Source organism: Staphylococcus gallinarum (assembly GCF_029774255.1).
GTDB classification, from domain to species: Bacteria; Bacillota; Bacilli; order Staphylococcales; family Staphylococcaceae; genus Staphylococcus; species Staphylococcus gallinarum.
This window is the reverse complement of record NZ_CP069082.1, coordinates 1,481,643-1,500,654: the sequence shown is the minus strand read 5'-3', so window position 1 is coordinate 1,500,654 and position 19,012 is coordinate 1,481,643. Positions and strand designations below refer to the sequence as shown.

Annotated in this window: 19 protein-coding genes and 1 other RNA gene; 4 read left to right on the top strand and 16 right to left on the bottom strand. The window is 32.1% G+C overall.

The window, feature by feature from the left end; translation table 11 throughout:
• Together JN168_RS07075 and JN168_RS07070 are read right to left on the bottom strand one after the other, a co-directional pair.
• Positions 1–258, bottom strand: a complete 258-nt coding sequence (locus tag JN168_RS07075) for a NifU N-terminal domain-containing protein (protein ID WP_279525717.1) — start codon at positions 256–258, stop codon at positions 1–3.
• Between the two features lie 13 nt (positions 259–271).
• Complete coding sequence (locus tag JN168_RS07070) at positions 272–466, bottom strand: zinc-finger domain-containing protein (RefSeq protein WP_042738677.1); 195 nt, start codon at positions 464–466, stop codon at positions 272–274.
• A 255-nt stretch (positions 467–721) separates the two neighbouring features.
• Between JN168_RS07070 and JN168_RS07065 the strand changes: the two genes are divergently transcribed.
• Positions 722–1,426, top strand: a complete 705-nt coding sequence (locus JN168_RS07065; RefSeq protein WP_107527930.1) for a queuosine precursor transporter — start codon at positions 722–724, stop codon at positions 1,424–1,426.
• Positions 1,427–1,753: 327 nt separating this feature from the next.
• Here JN168_RS07065 and JN168_RS07060 read toward each other — a convergent pair whose 3' ends face one another.
• On the bottom strand, positions 1,754–2,308 hold the full coding sequence (locus JN168_RS07060; protein WP_107580375.1) for an RBBP9/YdeN family alpha/beta hydrolase: 555 nt from the start codon (positions 2,306–2,308) through the stop codon (positions 1,754–1,756).
• 159 nt (positions 2,309–2,467) lie between these two features.
• On the opposite strand from JN168_RS07060, the gene JN168_RS07055 reads away from it, so the two are divergent.
• The gene (locus JN168_RS07055; RefSeq protein ID WP_107512874.1) at positions 2,468–2,872 is read left to right on the top strand and encodes a ribonuclease HI family protein; all 405 of its coding nucleotides are present in this window, start codon (positions 2,468–2,470) and stop codon (positions 2,870–2,872) included.
• Positions 2,873–2,957: 85 nt separating this feature from the next.
• On the opposite strand, the gene JN168_RS07050 is transcribed toward JN168_RS07055, so the two are convergent.
• From JN168_RS07050 to JN168_RS07010, 9 genes are all read right to left on the bottom strand, one after another.
• Entirely contained in the window at positions 2,958–3,839 is an 882-nt protein-coding gene (locus JN168_RS07050; protein ID WP_042738673.1) for a 5'-3' exonuclease, read from the bottom strand.
• A gap of 14 nt (positions 3,840–3,853) precedes the next feature.
• Positions 3,854–7,300, bottom strand: a complete 3,447-nt coding sequence (locus JN168_RS07045; RefSeq protein ID WP_279525716.1) for a dynamin family protein — start codon at positions 7,298–7,300, stop codon at positions 3,854–3,856.
• Positions 7,301–7,557: 257 nt separating this feature from the next.
• Positions 7,558–8,190, bottom strand: coding sequence for an SDR family oxidoreductase (locus tag JN168_RS07040; RefSeq protein ID WP_279525715.1), 633 nt, complete (start codon positions 8,188–8,190; stop codon positions 7,558–7,560).
• Between the two features lie 319 nt (positions 8,191–8,509).
• Entirely contained in the window at positions 8,510–9,415 is a 906-nt protein-coding gene (gene rarD, locus JN168_RS07035; RefSeq protein WP_107589678.1) for an EamA family transporter RarD, read from the bottom strand.
• 73 nt (positions 9,416–9,488) lie between these two features.
• Positions 9,489–10,610: a THUMP domain-containing class I SAM-dependent RNA methyltransferase gene (locus JN168_RS07030; protein WP_229367214.1), complete on the bottom strand. Its 1,122-nt coding sequence runs from the start codon at positions 10,608–10,610 to the stop codon at positions 9,489–9,491.
• Positions 10,611–10,783: 173 nt separating this feature from the next.
• Positions 10,784–11,166, bottom strand: an RNA gene (gene rnpB / locus JN168_RS07025) — RNase P RNA component class B.
• Between the two features lie 140 nt (positions 11,167–11,306).
• Positions 11,307–11,663 carry a cell division regulator GpsB gene (gpsB, locus tag JN168_RS07020; RefSeq protein ID WP_042738668.1) on the bottom strand — a complete coding sequence of 119 codons (357 nt, stop codon included), beginning with the start codon at positions 11,661–11,663 and terminating at the stop codon, positions 11,307–11,309.
• A 12-nt stretch (positions 11,664–11,675) separates the two neighbouring features.
• Positions 11,676–12,242: an SLOG family protein gene (locus JN168_RS07015; RefSeq protein WP_042738667.1), complete on the bottom strand. Its 567-nt coding sequence runs from the start codon at positions 12,240–12,242 to the stop codon at positions 11,676–11,678.
• On the bottom strand, positions 12,235–12,576 hold the full coding sequence (locus tag JN168_RS07010; RefSeq protein WP_042738666.1) for a DUF1798 family protein: 342 nt from the start codon (positions 12,574–12,576) through the stop codon (positions 12,235–12,237). Before JN168_RS07010 ends, JN168_RS07015 begins: the two co-directional genes overlap by 8 nt.
• Positions 12,577–12,830: 254 nt before the next feature.
• Here JN168_RS07010 and recU point away from each other — a divergent pair, with 254 nt between their 5' ends.
• Together recU and JN168_RS07000 are read left to right on the top strand one after the other, a co-directional pair.
• Positions 12,831–13,457: a Holliday junction resolvase RecU gene (recU, locus tag JN168_RS07005; protein WP_042738665.1), complete on the top strand. Its 627-nt coding sequence runs from the start codon at positions 12,831–12,833 to the stop codon at positions 13,455–13,457.
• Complete coding sequence (locus tag JN168_RS07000) at positions 13,454–15,715, top strand: transglycosylase domain-containing protein (RefSeq protein WP_107513030.1); 2,262 nt, start codon at positions 13,454–13,456, stop codon at positions 15,713–15,715. The genes recU and JN168_RS07000 overlap by 4 nt, the downstream gene beginning before the upstream one ends.
• 158 nt (positions 15,716–15,873) lie before the next feature.
• Here the strand turns inward: JN168_RS07000 and JN168_RS06995 are convergent, their stop codons facing one another.
• The 4 genes from JN168_RS06995 to asnS all read right to left on the bottom strand — a co-directional run bounded on the left by JN168_RS06995 (position 15,874) and on the right by asnS (position 18,930).
• The gene (locus JN168_RS06995) at positions 15,874–16,206 is read right to left on the bottom strand and encodes a YpoC family protein (protein WP_107513031.1); all 333 of its coding nucleotides are present in this window, start codon (positions 16,204–16,206) and stop codon (positions 15,874–15,876) included.
• Positions 16,207–16,211: 5 nt separating this feature from the next.
• Positions 16,212–16,871, bottom strand: coding sequence for an endonuclease III (nth, locus tag JN168_RS06990; protein WP_042738662.1), 660 nt, complete (start codon positions 16,869–16,871; stop codon positions 16,212–16,214).
• Entirely contained in the window at positions 16,858–17,547 is a 690-nt protein-coding gene (locus JN168_RS06985) for a DnaD domain-containing protein (RefSeq protein ID WP_042738661.1), read from the bottom strand. The genes nth and JN168_RS06985 overlap by 14 nt, the downstream gene beginning before the upstream one ends.
• 90 nt (positions 17,548–17,637) lie before the next feature.
• Positions 17,638–18,930, bottom strand: a complete 1,293-nt coding sequence (asnS, locus tag JN168_RS06980; RefSeq protein ID WP_042738660.1) for an asparagine--tRNA ligase — start codon at positions 18,928–18,930, stop codon at positions 17,638–17,640.
• Positions 18,931–19,012: the final 82 nt, after the last annotated feature.

Genomic DNA, 19,012 nt, shown 5'->3' with positions numbered 1-19,012 from the left:
TTACGCTTCTTCTATAGTTTCTGTGATTTTAGGAATAATCGTATCCCAGTCAGATTCGTCACTTTTATTAATAGCTAAGAAATCCATGACATAAAAAATTGAAGTAACCTCTTCAATTGCTAATAGTGCGTTAATAAATGCTGGTTGATCTTCTTTCACAGCATTATAAGTATTTGATTGATTACCTTCTCTAGCTTCATTTAAAACAACCTTAATTGTATTAGGGCTTGGTGTTTGTTCAATTCCTTTGATATCCAATATAACTGCCTCCTTATTGTAATTCGTTTCCTAATTGTTTAATTTGTTTGCCTATCGAACATTCATTTATACAAAAATGATGTGCTTGTGTTTTACCTTCTGTTTTTCTCTTATGACTCTTTAATAAGCATTGATTACAATAAGTGTTCATGAGGTAATCGATTGCATCAATCGCTTCTTTTTCTGAATAAGTTAAAATATTTGTCACGCTCCTATTTTTGAAAATTAACAAAGATATATGTTATGTGTAATTATCTTTATTAAGTATAGGTCACTTGTTCGTATTATATCATTTGTAACTACAATTGTTTAATATAAAAACTGTATTCGCTAAAGTTGAAAAAATTAGATATTTTTATTATTTTCAGGGGGTTGCAATTTTATAATATTTTGGTAAAATAAATCAGTTGTTTAATAGCGGTTTCTAAACACCCGCATCATCAAAATTTAGGAGGATTTTAAATTGTTTAATGAATTATTTGGTGTTTTCACCTTTGTTGTAACGTTTTTATTATTAGTGTTTATGTATAGAATGTTTGGCAAACAAGGCTTAATTGCATGGATTGCAATTGGTACAATTATTGCTAATATTCAAGTGCTTAAAACAGTTGACTTATTTTCAATTTCAGCAACTTTAGGTAATGTAATGTTTGCTTCTATTTATTTGGCCACGGATATTTTAAATGATATTTATGGTCGGAAAGTAGCAAAACGTGCTGTATGGATTGGGTTTAGTTCTACTTTAGTGATGATTATTGTGATGCAAATGTCGCTTCATTTTATTCCGTCTACTATTGATACGTCTCAACATGCACTAGCTACAATCTTTAATGTCGTGCCACGTATTGCACTTGGATCAGTCATTGCTTATATTATTGGTCAACATTTAGATGTATTTATTTTTTCAATGATTAAAAAAGTTTTTAGTTCGGATAAAACGTTTATTGTAAGGGCATATGGTAGTACAATTATTAGTAATATTATTGATACTGCATTATTTGTAGCGATTGCATTTATCGGTTCAATGCCGAATGGTGCTGTCTTTGAAATCTTTATTACGACGTATTTATTAAAGGTAATTTCAACGATTTTTAATGTTCCTTTTGGATACTGGGCGAAATCTATGTATCGTAAAGGTAAGATACAAAAATTAGATGAAGGATATTAAATATGTTTTGAATCTAAGTTTTGAATTAATAAGTGAAATGTATATTTTTGAGTGAGCCTAAAATGACTTTAGGTTCACTTTTTTATTTGTAAAAAATTTTAAATGATTTGGGCATGGTTTCCACGGTCCCCACTTCAGCATGTAGTCTTCAGTAAGTGCTAATCCCGTATGAATCTGCCCAAAATTTTGAAAATATAATATACATGCTTAAGTTTATTATATGAGCAGACCTTTCTATACCAACTAGTCACTTATCAATTGAAGCTTCATAGTCATTTATAAAGAAGTTCTAATATAACCTAACCACTTTATTAGTATTTAGACATTTCACAGCGTTTTAGATATCAAATCATATAATTCACTAAATGTTTCGTAACCTTCATTTCCTAAAAAGTGTCCGTTATGTTGAATTGTATAAGTATCGATGTTGAATGCATTTGATAATTGTTCAGATGATTTTATATTTACAACTGGATCTTGATTTGCAGCTATAGAATAAATATGGCTTGCTTGTATATTTTCAGGCGTCACTTTACATTGTTGAATATAGTTATCAAGTTCTGGAATATTATTTAATGTCTGAATAAATCCTGAAACTAAAAATAATCCTTTTATTTTTGGCATTTGATTTAGCTTTGATAAATAATTCAAGGTAGTAATAACACCTAGACTATGAGCAACAATTATAGTTTGACTATTAAGTTTATTATCTAAATTATCTTTTAATGCTTGTTCCCATTGTTTAAAATCTGGATTTTTACTATTAGGTAAATAGACGATTTGTGTCTTATAGCCATACTTTGCCATTTTGTCTGCTAACCATTGGAACCAATGACTATTTGTGCTTGCTTGGTAGCCGTGAATTATAAATAGTTGTTTCATAAACAACCTCTCCTTAATCCCGAGTGTTTTAGTAAAGTTTATTATTTGTAATTTATAATACGAAACATGTTGTATATTAACAAGTAATTTGTTTCAAAAATATAGTATAACAACATAGCGTTTGGTAAGATAGAATAAATATAATTTGTAGGTGAAGTTATGGCAAAAATATTTTTCGATGCAGCTACAGCCGGTAATCCAGGGCAAAGTGTAGGCGCTGTGGTCATCATTACTGAAGAACAAAGATATCACTATACCATTGATTTAGGGTTAATGGATAACCATACTGCAGAATGGGCAGGATTAGTATTTGCATTAGAACAAGCGCAAGCAATAGATATAAAGACTGCTTTGGTTTATACAGATTCTAAATTAATAGAAGATACTTTAAATAAGGGACAAGTAAAAAATGAAAAATTTAAACCTTATTTGAAACAAGTGCTTAAAATGGAACATGAATTTGATTTATTATTTGTCAAATGGATACCAAGAGCGCAAAATAAGGAAGCAAACCATCATGCGCAAAATGCCTTGTATAAACTTACTAAAGGTAATAAGAAGTAATCATTAATTTACAATATTGATAAACATAATAAAACACGTATCGTAAAGATTAAAAACCTGAACGATACGTGTTTTAATTTTATTGTTAATTAAAGTGAGTTGTTAAATATTTTCTTGAAACGAACAATTCGTGTTCATTACAAATGTTTAAAATTTTAGTGATATCTGTTGCAAATTTCATATCATTTAATAAGCTTGAAGCATTTAAAGGTACCTGAGTATGAATTTCTGCAAGGGATTTTGAAAGTTTTAAATTATCCATATCAGTTTCTATTTTTTTACGTTGGCCAGGAGTCAGTTCATCTAATGCATGGATAACGGACTCTACTGAACCATGATTTTGTATAAGTTTAATGGCAGTCTTTTCTCCGATTCCTTTAACTCCAGGATAACCATCTGCTGTATCACCCATAAAGGCTTTAACATCGATCAATTGCTTTGGATCTAAACCATATTCTGATTGGAAGCGATCTAGTGTGTATCGATTATATATATTAAAGCCCTTTTTAGTTAACCATATTTCAACGTTAGGATTAATACACTGTAAAATATCTCTATCGCCTGTAATTACATAAATTTGATGTTCGTCAGAATATGCTTGTGCTAATGTACCGATTACATCGTCGGCTTCATAATTTTGGACACCTATATTTACAAAACCAAATTGGTTTGATACTTCTTTAACAAAATCAAATTGTGGAATAAGTTCTTCAGGTGGCGCAGGTCTATTTTGTTTATATCCATCGTACATTTCATTTCGAAACGTTGCCTTCCCCATATCCCAACACACTGCTACATGAGATGGATCAATTTCGTTAATCGCTGTAAACACGTGTCTAACAAAACCTTGAACACCATTTGTAGGCATACCTGTTGAAGTACGCATAAATTGATTGTGTAAACTTGTCGCATAAAAGTGACGGAATAAAAGCGCCATTCCATCAATGAGTAATATTTTGTTTGTCATTAAATAAATCCTTTCTATACTTTCAATATTTCTCGTAATGTTTTATTTGTCTCTTCAAGTTGCTGAATTAATTGATTATCTAAATCGAAAGCAAGTAACGATTTAATTTGCTGATGTAAATCTGCTTCTATCGCATAACAATGTTGATCAACTTGTGATTGTAGTGAACTAACGATGTCGTTTAATGCTTTTCTTAAATCAGCAATACCAGAACTTAGGAATTCCATAGTAGTAGTATTGATCTGTTCTTGAATTTCGCTTTGTGTTTTCGGCTGTAGAATATTCTTTTTCGTCAGTGACTTTGGTAATGCCTTAACTAATGAATCTAAATCAATTTTAAGTAATGGTTCGTTTAATGATTCATCAATATCTTTAAAGTCTGGTTCAAAAAACACGTGGATTTGTTCAAGTTTCTGCTTTAATGGTGCGATTTCCATTAATAATTGTTCTACAAAATACTTTTTGATTCTTTCGACTAGCAATGATTGTTCTAAATATAAACGTTGATGTATCTGATCTAAATAGGTTTTTGTTGAAATACGTTTTTCTGCTGAAAAATCACTGTTTTTAGTCATTTGACCATTATAAACTGATTTGACTTCATCAAGCAATTGAATTTTTAAACGTTCACTCAAGTGATAAATTTGGTCCTCTACCTCATTAGCAGTTCGTTGTTCTGCTGGTTGTAGTAAAGATTGTGAAATGATTTGAGTTTGATCATATTGAGTTAATTTCTTTTTACGTTGAGCGATTTGTGATTGATTATGTTTGGATTCTTCAATCATATCGTCGAAGGCGTTTGAAATATGTTCAAGTTGACCAAGCATTTGTTTTTGTAATATGCCTTTTGATTCTACCTGAGCAAAATGGACAATGCTATCACGTAATTTATCAATTCCTGTATCTCCTGATTTTAGTGCTGCACGGCTTGAAACGGCAAATATATCCGATTTCATATTCACTTGTTCTAATGCATCGCCAACATATTCAATTACAGCATTCAAATCTTCTTCAGATTCTGCTAAATCAGTTGCGTTAATAATCATTTTAAATGCTTGGTTTTCATTTAATTGATTCATGTCTTTCATATGTTCAATGAAACGTTTGTCATTATCAGTAAAGGAATGGTTGAAATAGCTGACATATAATATTAAATCAGATGATGTAAGTATTTTTTCAGTTTCATTCGTGTGTCGTTGATTATTAGAATGTAAACCTAATGAATCGACGATAATCTTATCTTTAAGCCATTCTAAAGGCAATTTAAGATGGACAGTATTAACGAATGTGGCATATTCATCTTCAGCACTCCATTTTTTAATATCTTCAGGTTCAACCGTGTGAACTAAGCCTGAATCAATCATATCTTGATACATTGTATAGTGTTTTTCAACTGCTTTTACAAAGGCTAATTTATTTTTTTCAAGATGAGCTGTTAATTTTGAAATATTTTGTGATAAAAATGCCGTAATACTCTCGAAAGATTTATTTTCTATTTCAAATACTTGATTTAATTCGTTGAGTAGCTGTTCGGGTTCCTTTAATGTTATCTGACTTTCAGTACCATATGACAATTCAGTCATTGCCGCAGTAGTTGGATTTGGTGAACTGACTAAATATTGATCACCAAGTAAAGCGTTAATCAAACTACTTTTACCTGCACTAAACGTTCCGAATACACCTATTTTTATTATTTTATTATCAAGGCGTCTTAATGTCTCATTAATATCTTTCTTTGTTTGTTCAAATAATGGAATATCATTAATTAAATTTAACCCTTTTTGGATTTGTTCAGTATAATCATTTGTGACTATCTCACTATTTTGATGTTGTGTTAACGTTGTTTTAGTCGTTTCTTGGTTATGTTTAGGACTATAATCTATTTCTGTACGATCGATCAGTTTATCAAGTGAATCGTCGATATGGATGTAATAGTGCATATAATTTTCAGTTTGCAATGACTCTCTAAGATTTCTGAAGTCCATAAAGCGTTGGTAATCGTTATAATCATCTTCCTCTTCAATGCCTATATCATTCGCTTTAGAATGTTGGATAGCCTTTTTAAATAATGGATTTGAAGCATTCACTATATACTTTTTAATTGCTTTCATTAAATCATCTGAAAATGTTAGTACATATTGATTGCTAATACTAATTTGCTGTTGATATAAATCAGTAATCAGTTCAGGTTTGATTTCATAATGTTGATTTAAAATATCATTATTAATTTCGGCAGAGTTAATAAATCTAGTTAAGAATGACATATCGCTTCGAAGCGGTTGACGAATTTCTTGATTCACTTTTTCTTGTAGTTGTTGCACCACAAGATTGAGCCTTTCATTCTGTTCGGCAAGTGTTTTATTTTTTCGGTTGAAGATACCTCCAACTTTAAAATCCTTAGTACGACTTTCTAAATAGTGTCGAATTGTTTCACGTGTGTCGTGTGTCATGACATAAGCATTTTCTAATATATCTTTACGTTTTTGTTCTAAATAATTAAATAAACGATCGGGATTATTTAATAACTTTGCTTCTTCGCTTACCTCACGATGTTGTTGAAATTTCAAATAAGCATGGTCGAAATCCGCTTCATAAATATCCAATTTATCTAATAAATCATTTATTTCATATTGTATATATGATAATTGCTCATCGGTAATAAATTTGACGATACGTTCCACATAGTCATTGATTGTTTCTCTATGATTATCCTTTTCTACAAGATAACTTGATAAAGCTTCAATTTCATTGTGTTCGTGTTCGAACTTTGAAACATAGAAGATACGATCCAAATTAATTTCCCATTCAGCAATGGAATTTTCTACGCGAGATTTAAAGGTATCAAATGATATTTCATCTTCGTTATGTTTATCAATTTGATTAATTACAAAAACAACTGGTACATTGGCTTGGTTTAGTCGTTTCATAAATTGGAAGTTTAATGCGGATTGAACGTGATTATAGTCTACTGTATAAAATAATACATTGCTGGTATACATAAATTCTTCTGTACTTGATTGATGAGTTGCGACATTAGAATCAACACCTGGTGTATCTTGCAAGGTAAATCCATTATTGAATTTAGGAGAATTATATTTTATCTCTACAGATTCTACATCGAAATTTTCACGGTTCATTTGCTTTACTTCATCATAATTATCTAATTGCGTATATTGTTTATTACTTAAATTGGCAATAATACCATTTTCATCTGTAACAGTAACAATCGCGGTATTACTTGTAGTTGGTACAGGTGAACTCGGTAATATATTTTCTTCAAACAATAAATTAATTAACGTTGACTTGCCTGCTGAGAAATGGCCAACAAAAGTAGCAGTATATTGTTCTAAGTATACTTTTTTAATTACTTGATTAATGATATGTACGAGTCGTGCATTGTTTGATTTTTCAACTTCTTTTTTTAATTTATATAAAATATCTAGTTGCTCAGTGTTAGACATCATATTATCCCCTTTGTTACATATATGTAATTATTCTTATTGTATAACAAAATAACAATTGTCAAAAGTAAGTTAATTAAAATACCTGACTAAAATCAAAGATGAAAGTATTCTAAATTCTACATTGTTAAGTGTGTATTGGTGCTACTGAGTTAAATTGTGCTAATGCATCAAAAAAAACCACCCTTGAAGCGGATGGTTTATAAAATAACATTATTTGGATTACCCTAATAGACATATAGCTTAATTGTTGAATCCTAAATGTTAGGGATTTGATTATCAGTATTTGGTTTGCTTATTCCAATGTTTTCTTTAAAATATAGTTCAGGATTTTTGGCGATATTAACGGCAACTGCAGCAACACTTTTTCTAGACACTTCTGTACCTTTAAATGGTTCTGCCCTTGTTGAGATTTCATAATCAATCTCATTTTTTTCAGTTAACCATGCAGGTCGGAATATCGTATAATCCAAATTAGAAGCTTCAATGATTTCTGCTGCCTTTCTGTAGGTACTCAATTGGTTACCAATTTGTGTTTTAATCCATTGACCAAATTCTCCTGGCACTTCATCATAAATACCAAGCGCAGTGACAAATATCAAACGTTTGACTTCTTTATCTTCCATTGCCTTTACAATGGTTTCCGCTTCTTTATCTAATTCTCCTGATAAACTTGCGAATACGATATCTACATCTTCTAATGCACGACTCACATCATCTAGGTTTGTCGCGTCACCTTCCCTAACTCTAATACGGTCTGATGCAAAATCAGGTAATCTGTTAGCATCTCTTAAAAATAATCGTAAGGTATATGATGTATTTTCTAAAAATGAATTAATAGCTGCTTTAGAAACTGCACCATTTGCACCTAATATTAATACTCTTGTCATGTAATCACTCCTATAAATCGTTATTAATTAATATATAGATGTATACTTTTATACTTTGTTTTAGGCTGTATCTCGGTTAACGTTTAATTTAACTTTGCCTCGCTTATGTCTCACAATACTACAGTTATCCCGTTTATTCTAACAATAAACTCAATGTTTACTTAAACATTATAAGAATTTAAAAAAATCTTTATATTATAGATTATTATTGCACTAATTGATGAATTTGACTATAAAATAAAAAAATCTCTAACACAATACCGCAACATAAAATATATGGTGTCAGTGTGATTAGAGATTTAATAAATCATAAATGAAGTTAATTTATAATTGGATTTTTATCTTTTTTGATTTTGAAATATTGTGAGATGCTATATACGATAATGCCAATCCATATAAAAATGAAAGTGATGAGTTGATCAATATTGAACGGTTCTTTAAATAAAAAGACGCCGAGTACAAACATGATCGTGGGTCCAATATATTGTATAAATCCAGTTAATGATAATGGAATACGTCTAGCTCCTGCTGAAAATAGAATGAGTGGCACTGCAGTGACTGCACCAGATAATAGTAACCAGAATGAAGATACATTGTAACCGAAAGTCAAGTCTCCTTGTTGCCAAACATACCAAATATATATCAGTCCTGCAGGCGCAGTTACAATACATTCAATAGTGATACTACTTATCGCATCAAGTGGAACGAGTTTTTTAATCAAGCCATAGATGCCAAATGAACCTGCTAGTAATAATGAAATACCAGGAAAAACACCCATTTTTAATGTCATATATAATACGCCTATGACCGCTAATGCAATGGCCAACCATTCAGCTTTATTAAACCGTTCTTTTAAAAAGATTAGAGCTAATAATATGCTGACTAAAGGATTGATATAATAACCTAAACTAGATTGTAGTACATGTCCATTGGTCACTGCCCAGATAAATGTACCCCAATTGATAGTTATGACATATCCGGCAGCAATAATTGCGATCAGTTGAATGGGTTGTTTTATTAATTGTTGCACGTCTTTGATAAATGGCCCTGTCTTGTTACTGATGATTACGATAAAAACCATAAATATCATTGAAAAGATGATTCTAAAGGCTAGTATTTCAAAAGCACCTATATTTTGAATTAATTCCCAATATATTGGCAATATTCCCCATAAGATATAGGCACCGAATGCAAAAATGACTCCTTTTTTAAATTCACTATTCAAATCGTGCACCTCCTTTAAAGTGTTTTATAATATGAAGTGCTCATTTTTCGGTTATCGAACGTTTGTTCTATATTTAGCGTTGGCCCCAATATTGATAATAAGTACATTCGATATAACCATTAAATAACTTTCTACGTTTTGTAGCTTTTCTATTAGTTAAGTGCTCAAATTCAGAATTACTAGTAAGTACATACGCAGATAAACGTGCATGTTGATGTAACAATTTACCGATATAACGATACATTTTTTCAACCTCATCACGATCACCGATACGTTCACCATATGGTGGGTTACCAATTAACGCAACAGGTTCATTTGTATCAATCGTTAATGTATTAACATCTTTTACGCTGAAATTGATAATGTCAGCAAGACCAACTTCTTCAGCATTACGTTTTGCGATTTCAATCATTTCAGGATCAATATCTGAAGCATAAATTTCAATTTCTCTATCATAATTTGCTTGTTGATCTGCTTCGTCTCGCATTTCGTTAAATAAATTATCTGGCATGATATCCCAGGTTTCAGAAACAAAATCTCTGTTGAATCCTGGAGCGATATTCTGAGCAATTAGACTTGCTTCAATTGCAATTGTACCTGAACCACAGAAAGGATCGATTAATGGTGTATCACCAGTCCAGTTTGCTAAACGGATTAAGCTTGCAGCTAATGTTTCTTTAATTGGTGCTTCACCTTGTGCTAAACGGTAACCACGTTTATTTAAACCTGAACCTGAAGTATCAATCGTTAATAAAGCTTCGTCTTTAAGGATAGCAACTTCAACTGGATATTTTGCACCTGTTTCATTTAACCAACCTCTTTCCTCGTAAGCTCGCTTTAAGCGTTCTACAATTGCTTTTTTAACTATAGCTTGACAATCTGGCACACTATAAAGTGTTGACTTAACACTACGGCCTTGCACTGGGAAATTACCATTTTGCTCAATAATGGCTTCCCATGGTAAAGATTTTGTTTTTTCAAATAGTTCGTCGAATGTAGTCGCTTTAAATTGACCAACTACAATTTTGATTCTATCTGCAGTTCTTAACCATAGGTTACATTTAACAATTGCAGTTTCATCACCTTCGAAATATATTCTGCCATTTTCTACAGTTGTGTCGTAACCGAGTTCTTGTATTTCTTTTGCAACAACTGCTTCCAATCCCATTGGACATACGGCTAATAATTGGTACATAGTTTGTCTCCTTCGCTTTTATGATTATGTAAGTATTTTATCAAAACTTTATTTAAATAGATATGCTGTAAGTTTATGAACTTTGTAAATATCTAATATTAATATGGATAGTTTTACATTTAACAATGAAAAAAGCTCTCCGAAATGGGAGAGCTTGGGTCTAGTGATGATATTTCTATAAGCCATGTTTTGTACCTTTGTACTGCCAACGTGTACTAGTAACACTTGTACGCAGGTGGTAACCATCTGTCTACATACCTTTAATTTAAAAGGTATGCCTTAATTATACGTTGAATTCCGCTAAAAAAGTGCTCCTACCTAATTTGGATTGCTCACTCGAGGGGTTTACCGCGTTCCACCCTTTATATTTCTATAAAAGCTACGTCACTGTGGCACTTTCAAACTATTCTAGCCATATCTTTGAAGACTTAGGCTATTTCGTTGCCGTCAATTTAATGCCTTGACTTATTGTTTCGTCAAGCACGAACACTACAATCATCTCAGATTGTGTGAGCATGGACTTTCCTCTATATTGCTATAGCGATTACCCGAAACACCATCTTTAAAAGTATATCATTATTTAACTTTTGAAACAAATGAAAATAAGACAAGTTTTAAATTTATTTAAAACTTGTCTTTATGTAGATAGTACCTTATCCACCTTTGGGCATATATTTCTAACAATTATGCTTTGCCTTATTTACCAAACACAGCTTTTTCTAAATTAGAAATACGTTTTAAAATATCTACATTATTACCGCTATTGTTGGCACTCTTACTTGCATTACTATTGTTTGAAGAGAAATTTTTATTTTCTTGTGGTCTCGATGTTGCTACACGTAATCTCAACTCTTCAAGTTCTTTTTTAAGTTTATTATTTTCTTCTGAAAGTTTAACGACTTCACTATCTAAGTCTGCCATTTTTTGATAATCTGCTATGATATCGTCTAAGAAGGCATCTACTTCTTCTCTTCTATAACCACGAGTCATAGTTTTTTCAAAATCCTTTTCATAAATATCTTTTGCTGATAATTTTAATGAAACATCTGACATTATTTTTCCACCTCATTCAAAACTTTGTTCTTGAGACCACTGTAAATCGTTGATAAATTCAGTTAATTCATCGAACGTAACAATGTCACAAGTATAGTTTGTTTCTTCCATAAAATCAACTAACATCTGCTTAAAGAATTTTGGGCTTGCTTCTTGTTCCTCATCATAAATTAACAGCGTCAAATCGGTATGATCTAGCATAAATCGATCTGTTTGTTTAAATTGATGAGGCCCTTCATATGATGAATGAAACACACTATCTACATAATCAGCTTGTTGCTGGATTGTATTATACTTTAATTGATTTTGCTCGTTCCATCTATCGCTATGCCCATAAAATGGAGTTATAATACCAAGTTTTAACTCCGGGAATGTAGTTTTTAATTCAAGTACTACCTCTGCTGTCCATAATTCTATACCCATCTGTCCTTGTATTAATACCCACTCTAATCCTTCTTCAATCAACTGAATTAATTTATGTTTGATAAATTGCTTTAAATAATTGATTTCTGGCGCATCGTCTTTGAATATATTCAATTCATAAGATTTATATCCTGTTACATAAATGGTCTTAATCATATTTCCACTCATTTCTCAGTATATAAGCTAAATCATATTGTACTGCTTTAATTTTTTCAGTGAAAAGTTTCCTACTTGTACGTTTAAAATGACACTCGACAGACAATGCCTCGATATTTGAAATAAGTAGGTCGAACTTTCTTTTATTCATATATTGTAATGATAGAATTTGAGTCTCAAATGAACGCAATTTAGAAAGTGATTTATCAATTTTCTCTGTGAATGGTATGACCTCTGTATAAAAATCATAATCCGTATTACTTTCTTTTACTAACTCATATTTATCTTGCATGTATTGCACTTCATTTAAAAGCTGAGTAATTAATTGTTGCATGAGGTTTCCTCCTACACAACAAATTTACCACAAATGCCGTGATGCGTCATTTCTAAAGCGATGTCAAAGTTTAAATACTTAAAATTAATCTCTATTTTCTAATATTGTATATTTAAAAGAAGCACGTTAAAATATATATGATGTATTTTTGTAATTAAATTTACATCCTTTCTTATAGTATAGTTTGGAAAAATAAAGCAAAGTCAGTTATAATGGAAAAGGTTTTTCATAACCAAATTAGAGTGGTGAAAAAAATGAATTATCCTAATGGAAAGCCATTTAATAGAAATAAGCCTCAAGTCGGACGCGCTTTTTCTAACAAATCAAGTAATATAGACTATGGTGGCAGAGGTATGTCCTTGGAAAAGGATATCGAACTGTCGAACACTTATTATTTAAACCATGGCATGGCTGTTATACATAAAAAGCCTACCCCCGTACAAATAGTAAATGTTCACTACCCCATGAGAAGTAAAGCCGTAATCAATGAAGCTTATTTCCGAACACCTTCAACCACTGACTATAATGGCATTTACAATGGCCGTTATCTAGATTTTGAAGCAAAAGAAACTAAAAATAAAACGTCGTTTCCTTTAAATAATATGCATGAGCATCAAGTTGTACATATGGATGCATGTTATAAGCAAAATGGAATCGTTTTTTTATTAATCCGCTTCAAAACATTAGATGAAGTTTATTTGCTTCCCTATGTTAAATTCAAATATTTTTGGGAAAGACATATGAGTGAGGTGAAAAAGTCAATTACGGTTGAAGAAATTAGAAAAAATGGTTACTATATTCCTTATCAGTATCAACCACGATTGAATTACATCAAAGCAGTTGATAAGTTGATATTAGATGAAAGTGAGGACCGCGTATGACGGAGAAGAAAAGGACTTCCCAATCCAATAGTAATGGAGAGTCCGAACAAAAAAAGAATAGGAATATTAAGAGAACGATTATTAAGATATTCGGCTTTCTTATCATTGCCTTTATCGTTTTAGCATTAATCGGTATTTTACTATTTGCGTATTATGCTTGGAAAGCACCAGCATTTACGGAATCTAAATTACAAGATCCGATACCAGCAAAAATTTACGATAAAAATGGTGATCTCGTAAAAACGTTGGACAATGGTCAACGTAGAGAACATGTCGATTTAGACAAAGTACCAACCAAAATGAAAGAAGCTGTTTTAGCTACAGAGGATAATCGATTCTATGATCATGGTGCACTAGACTATAAACGTCTATTTGGTGCTGTTGCGAAGAACTTTACAGGTGGATTTGGATCACAAGGTGCTTCGACTTTAACACAACAAGTTGTTAAGCGTTCATTCTTAACTGACCAAAAATCTATTGCTCGTAAAGCTCAAGAGGCATACTTATCATATCGTTTAGAACAAGAGTACAGTAAAGATGAAATATTCCAAATGTACTTGAATAAGATTTATTATTCAGATGGTGTCTACGGTGTGAAAGCTGCTGCTAAATATTACTTCAACAAAGACTTGAAAGATTTAAATTTAGCAGAAGAAGCATACTTAGCAGGTCTACCTCAGGTGCCAAACACTTATAATATCTATGACAATCCTAAACAAGCGGAATCACGTAAAGATACAGTACTTTATCTAATGGAATACCACCATAGAATTACTAAGAAGCAAAAAGAAGAAGCACAAAAAACTTCTCTTCAAGATAACTTAGTAAAACGAACAAATAAAGAACGACAAGTAAGTGAAAATGATTCAAACAAAGAATATGATTCTTACTTAACGTTTGTTAAATCAGAATTAATGAACAACAAAGAATTTAAAGACAAAGATTTAGCATCTGTTTTAAATAGTGGTATTAAGATTTATACAAACATGGATAAAAACGTTCAACAAACTTTACAAGACCGTGTAGATAATGGTAGTTATTATAAGAACGAAGACCAACAAGTTGGTTCTTCAATTGTTGACAGTGAAACTGGTGGTTTAGTTGCGATTTCTGGCGGTAGAAATTATCGAGATATCCAAGATCGTAACCAAGCAACAGATGCTCACCCTACTGGTTCATCACTGAAACCATTCTTAGCATATGGTCCTGCAATAGAAAATATGCAATGGGCAACAAATCACGCTATCCAAGATGAATCTTCATATCAAGTCGATGGTGTAACGTTTAAAAACTATGATACAAAGAGTCATGGTACAGTGAAACTTTATGATGCATTACGTGAAAGTTTCAACATTCCAGCACTTAAAGCTTGGCAATCTACTAAAGAAAATGCCGGCAATGATGCACCTAAGAAATTTGCTAAAAAAGTAGGACTTGATTATCAAAGTGATATCGGACCTTCTGAAGTATTAGGTGGATCAGCATCAGAATTCTCACCTACTCAATTAGCTTCAGCATATGCTGCAGTTGCTAACGGTGGAGAATATAACAATGCACACTCTATTAAGAAAGTCGTTAAGCAAGACGGTGAAACAATTAAATATGAACACACGAGTCATAAAGCGATGAAAGACTATACAGCGTATATGTTAGCGGAAGTATTAAAAGGTACATTCGAAGCATATGGTTCTGCTTATGGTCATGGAGTATCAGGTGTTAACTTAGCCGCTAAAACTGGTACAGGTACGTATGGTGAACAAACTTATCAACAATACGGCTTACCAGATGATGCTGCGAAAGATGTTTGGATTAACGGTTTCACGCCTAAATACAGTATGTCTGTATGGATGGGCTTCAAATCAGTTAAACAAGGTGGCGTAAATTCATTCGTCGGTCACGATGAACAAGAATACCCACAATATCTATTAGAAGATGTTATGTCTGATATCTCGCCTAAAGATGGTAAGGACTTTACTAAACCAGATTCAGTTAATGGCAGTGATAAAGATGATTTATCTGTAGCTGGACACCCAGATGATAACACAACGAGCCAAAAACCAAATGGTCAAGGTAGTAGTTCTTCATCAAGCTCTAGTAGCAGTGAATCAAGCAGTAGTTCTGATAGCAGTACTTCAAATAGTGGTTCAACAAGTAGTTCTCAATCAAGTCAAAGCTCTGGAAGCAATTCTTCTAGTGGTAATGCATTGACTAAGCTATTCAACTTGAACGCAATATTTGATATTAGAAAATCATCATAAGATGAATTTAACCCCCGAGTTCCTATTTTAGGAAATCGGGGGTTTTTTCTTGTAGAAAAAAACCATATGATTAGCATATGGTTCATTTGTAAAAGTAATATTAATAGTCAAAATTAAGCGCCTATAAGTAATAGCCATTAAAAACACTGTCATTTTTGTTATTGCTGTTCCCTTTTAAGCTTAAGTTGATATGCGGCGTTCATTTTAATAAGTTCGGTTTTTAGTGTTTTCATTTGTCTATAACCCATGAAATGATGCTTACGCTCTATCATGTAAGTATAGCGCTCTTCAAAGTTCATAGGTACAACTGGATACGAAGACAATTGGTTTAGTTCAATTTGATCAATTTGATTAATTTGTTTGAAATACGCAACAAGTAAATCGAAATAGCTATCTAATGCAGTAATGGCCTCAGGTTTCTTTAATTGCTTATTTTTGGCAAACATATCTAATTGCTTTTCCAGTTCAATAAAATCCTCTTTTACTATCATAAATATCACGCTTCTTTCAAACTTGCTTTAAATCGTTTCTGTCCTTCTCTGCATTCTTCAAATAATGGACAAATATCACATTTTGGACTTCTAGCTAAGCAATGGTAACGTCCGAAAAATATAAGTTGGTGATGCGTTTTATTCCAACGCTCACGAGGTACAACTTTGCACAGTTTATCTTCTACTTGACGTACATTATCTTTCCAGCGACAAATCCCTAAACGCTTAGAAACCCTTTCAACATGTGTATCTACAGCTAATGAAGGTTCTCCAAATGCAACACTCATTACAACATTTGCGGTTTTTCTGCCGACGCCGGCAAGACTTTCTAGTTCTTGGTGTGTTTCAGGAATTTTACCATCAAATTTAACGAGCAGTGATTGACATAACTTTTGAATGTTTTTAGCTTTATTTCTATATAAGCCTATTGTTTTTATATCATTTTCTAATTCTGTTAGTTCTACATTTAAATAATCTTCTGGTGTCTTATATTTTTGAAATAAATTTTTAGTTAATTTATTAACAGAAATATCTGTAGTCTGAGCAGATAATAAGACTGCGATTGTAAGTTCAAATGGATTGTCATGAACCAATTCGCATTCTGCATTTGGAAACATGTTTGCTATGACATCTACCATTTCTAGTGCTTTTTTATTGCTGATCATCTGGATTCTCCCCATTTAGCCAGTCAAACTTAGGTACTTTTTGTACTGTATGTTTCATTTGAGGTTGATTAAATTGACGGCTTATTTTTTTAGAATCTTCAATGGTTTTAACATTGTTTTTCTTCCAATTAAGTAGGATACGGTCAATGTATTTAAAGCTGAGTTTATTTTGACTTGTGGCCTCGTCTAATGCTGCTTGAATGACCGACAGTTCATGATGGTCAACATCTAACCATTGATTAATTGTTTCTATTTCATAAGGTGACAAAGCCCTACCAAAGGTTTGTTCTATATTTTTAAAGACATTTTCAAATGCTAAAGTATTATCTTCAGCTATCTCTTCTTCCTCTATTGAATCAATAATTTCACTTAACCTTGTATAAAATTTATCAAGATTCATATACTCGGTAAATTTACCTTCTTCATCTTTACTAACGTTTAATTCTAGTAAATCATATTGGATTAAACGTTGAATGATAGCAGTAATTTCCCTTGAGTCTAATGTGCTACCTTGTTGTAAAGTTTCAATTGACGGTTGTTTATTTGAAATTTCTGCACTATGCAAAAGTTTAATTAGAATAATTAGCTCAGTCTCGTTTAACCCCATGTCAGAATAATGGTCTAATAATTCCTTTCGTATTATAACAGGTCTTGATTTTAATTGTTCAATGTTCATATATATCACTCCAATCAACCAGAATTGTTATAAAAGCGCCCAGTCAAAAATTTGAGACTGGACGCAAAATGAAAATTAATAACACATTATTTATGGATATAAACGATTTAATAAACGTGGGAACGGCGAAGTTTCACGGACATGTTCAACGCCTGATAACCATGCAACTGTTCTTTCTAATCCTAATCCAAAACCACTATGAGGTACACTACCGTAACGACGTAAATCTAGGTAGTAACTATAACTTTCAGGGTCTAATTCGTATTCGTTGATACGTTGTTCTAATAAGGCTAAATCATTAATACGTTCAGAACCACCGATAATTTCACCATAACCCTCAGGTGCAATTAAATCAGCACATAATACTGTATCTTCATTGTCAGGATTTGGCTGCATATAAAATGGCTTTATCTTAGTCGGATAATTTGTAATAAATACTGGTAAATCATAGTGATTTGCAATAGCTGTTTCATGAGGTGCACCAAAGTCTTCGCCCCATTCAATATCATCAAAGCCTTGTTCTTTTAAGAAAACAACAGCATCATCATATGTGATACGTGGGAATGGTGTAGTTACCTTTTCAAGCTTTGAAGTATCTCTTTCTAATGCATTTAATTCTAATTTACAGTTGTTTAATACAGATTTCACGACATGTGTAACATATTGCTCTTGCACTTCTAAACTTTGTATATGATCACAAAACGCCATCTCTGGTTCAATCATCCAAAATTCAATTAAATGGCGTCGTGTTTTAGACTTTTCGGCTCTGAATGTTGGACCGAATGAGAATACACGACCATGTGCCATAGCTGCTGCTTCCATATATAATTGACCACTTTGTGATAAAAATGCATCTTGATCAAAGTATTTCGTATGGAACAATTCGCTTGTTCCTTCTGGTGCGCTTGCAGTTAAAATTGGTGGGTCGATTTTTGTGAAACCATTATCATTGAAGAATTCATATGTCGCACGAATGATTTCGTTTCTGATTTTCATAACAGCATGTTGCTTTTTAGAGCGTAGCCATAAATGACGATGGTCCATTAAAAATTCAGTACCGTGATTTTTCGGTGTAATTGGGTAATCATGTGCTTCTGCAATGACTTCTATTGATTTCACTTGCATTTCATAACCCAAATCAGAGCGTGTATCTTCTGTAATCGTACCTGTAACATATAAAGAAGATTCTTGTGTAACCTCTTTAGCCAGTTTGAATATATCTTCTGAAACATCCGCTTTTACTACAACACCTTGCATAAAACCAGTGCCGTCTCTTAATTGTAAGAAAGCAATCTTCCCACTTGAACGTTTATTTGTTAACCATGCGCCTATTGTTACTTCTTGGTTAAGGTATTGTTTAGCTTGCTTAATCGTTGTTTTCATAACCAGTCTCCTAATATTCATAATCTACTTTTATTTATCCTAATATATTTTAACAAAATACGTAACTCAGTTCTAGTTGCGT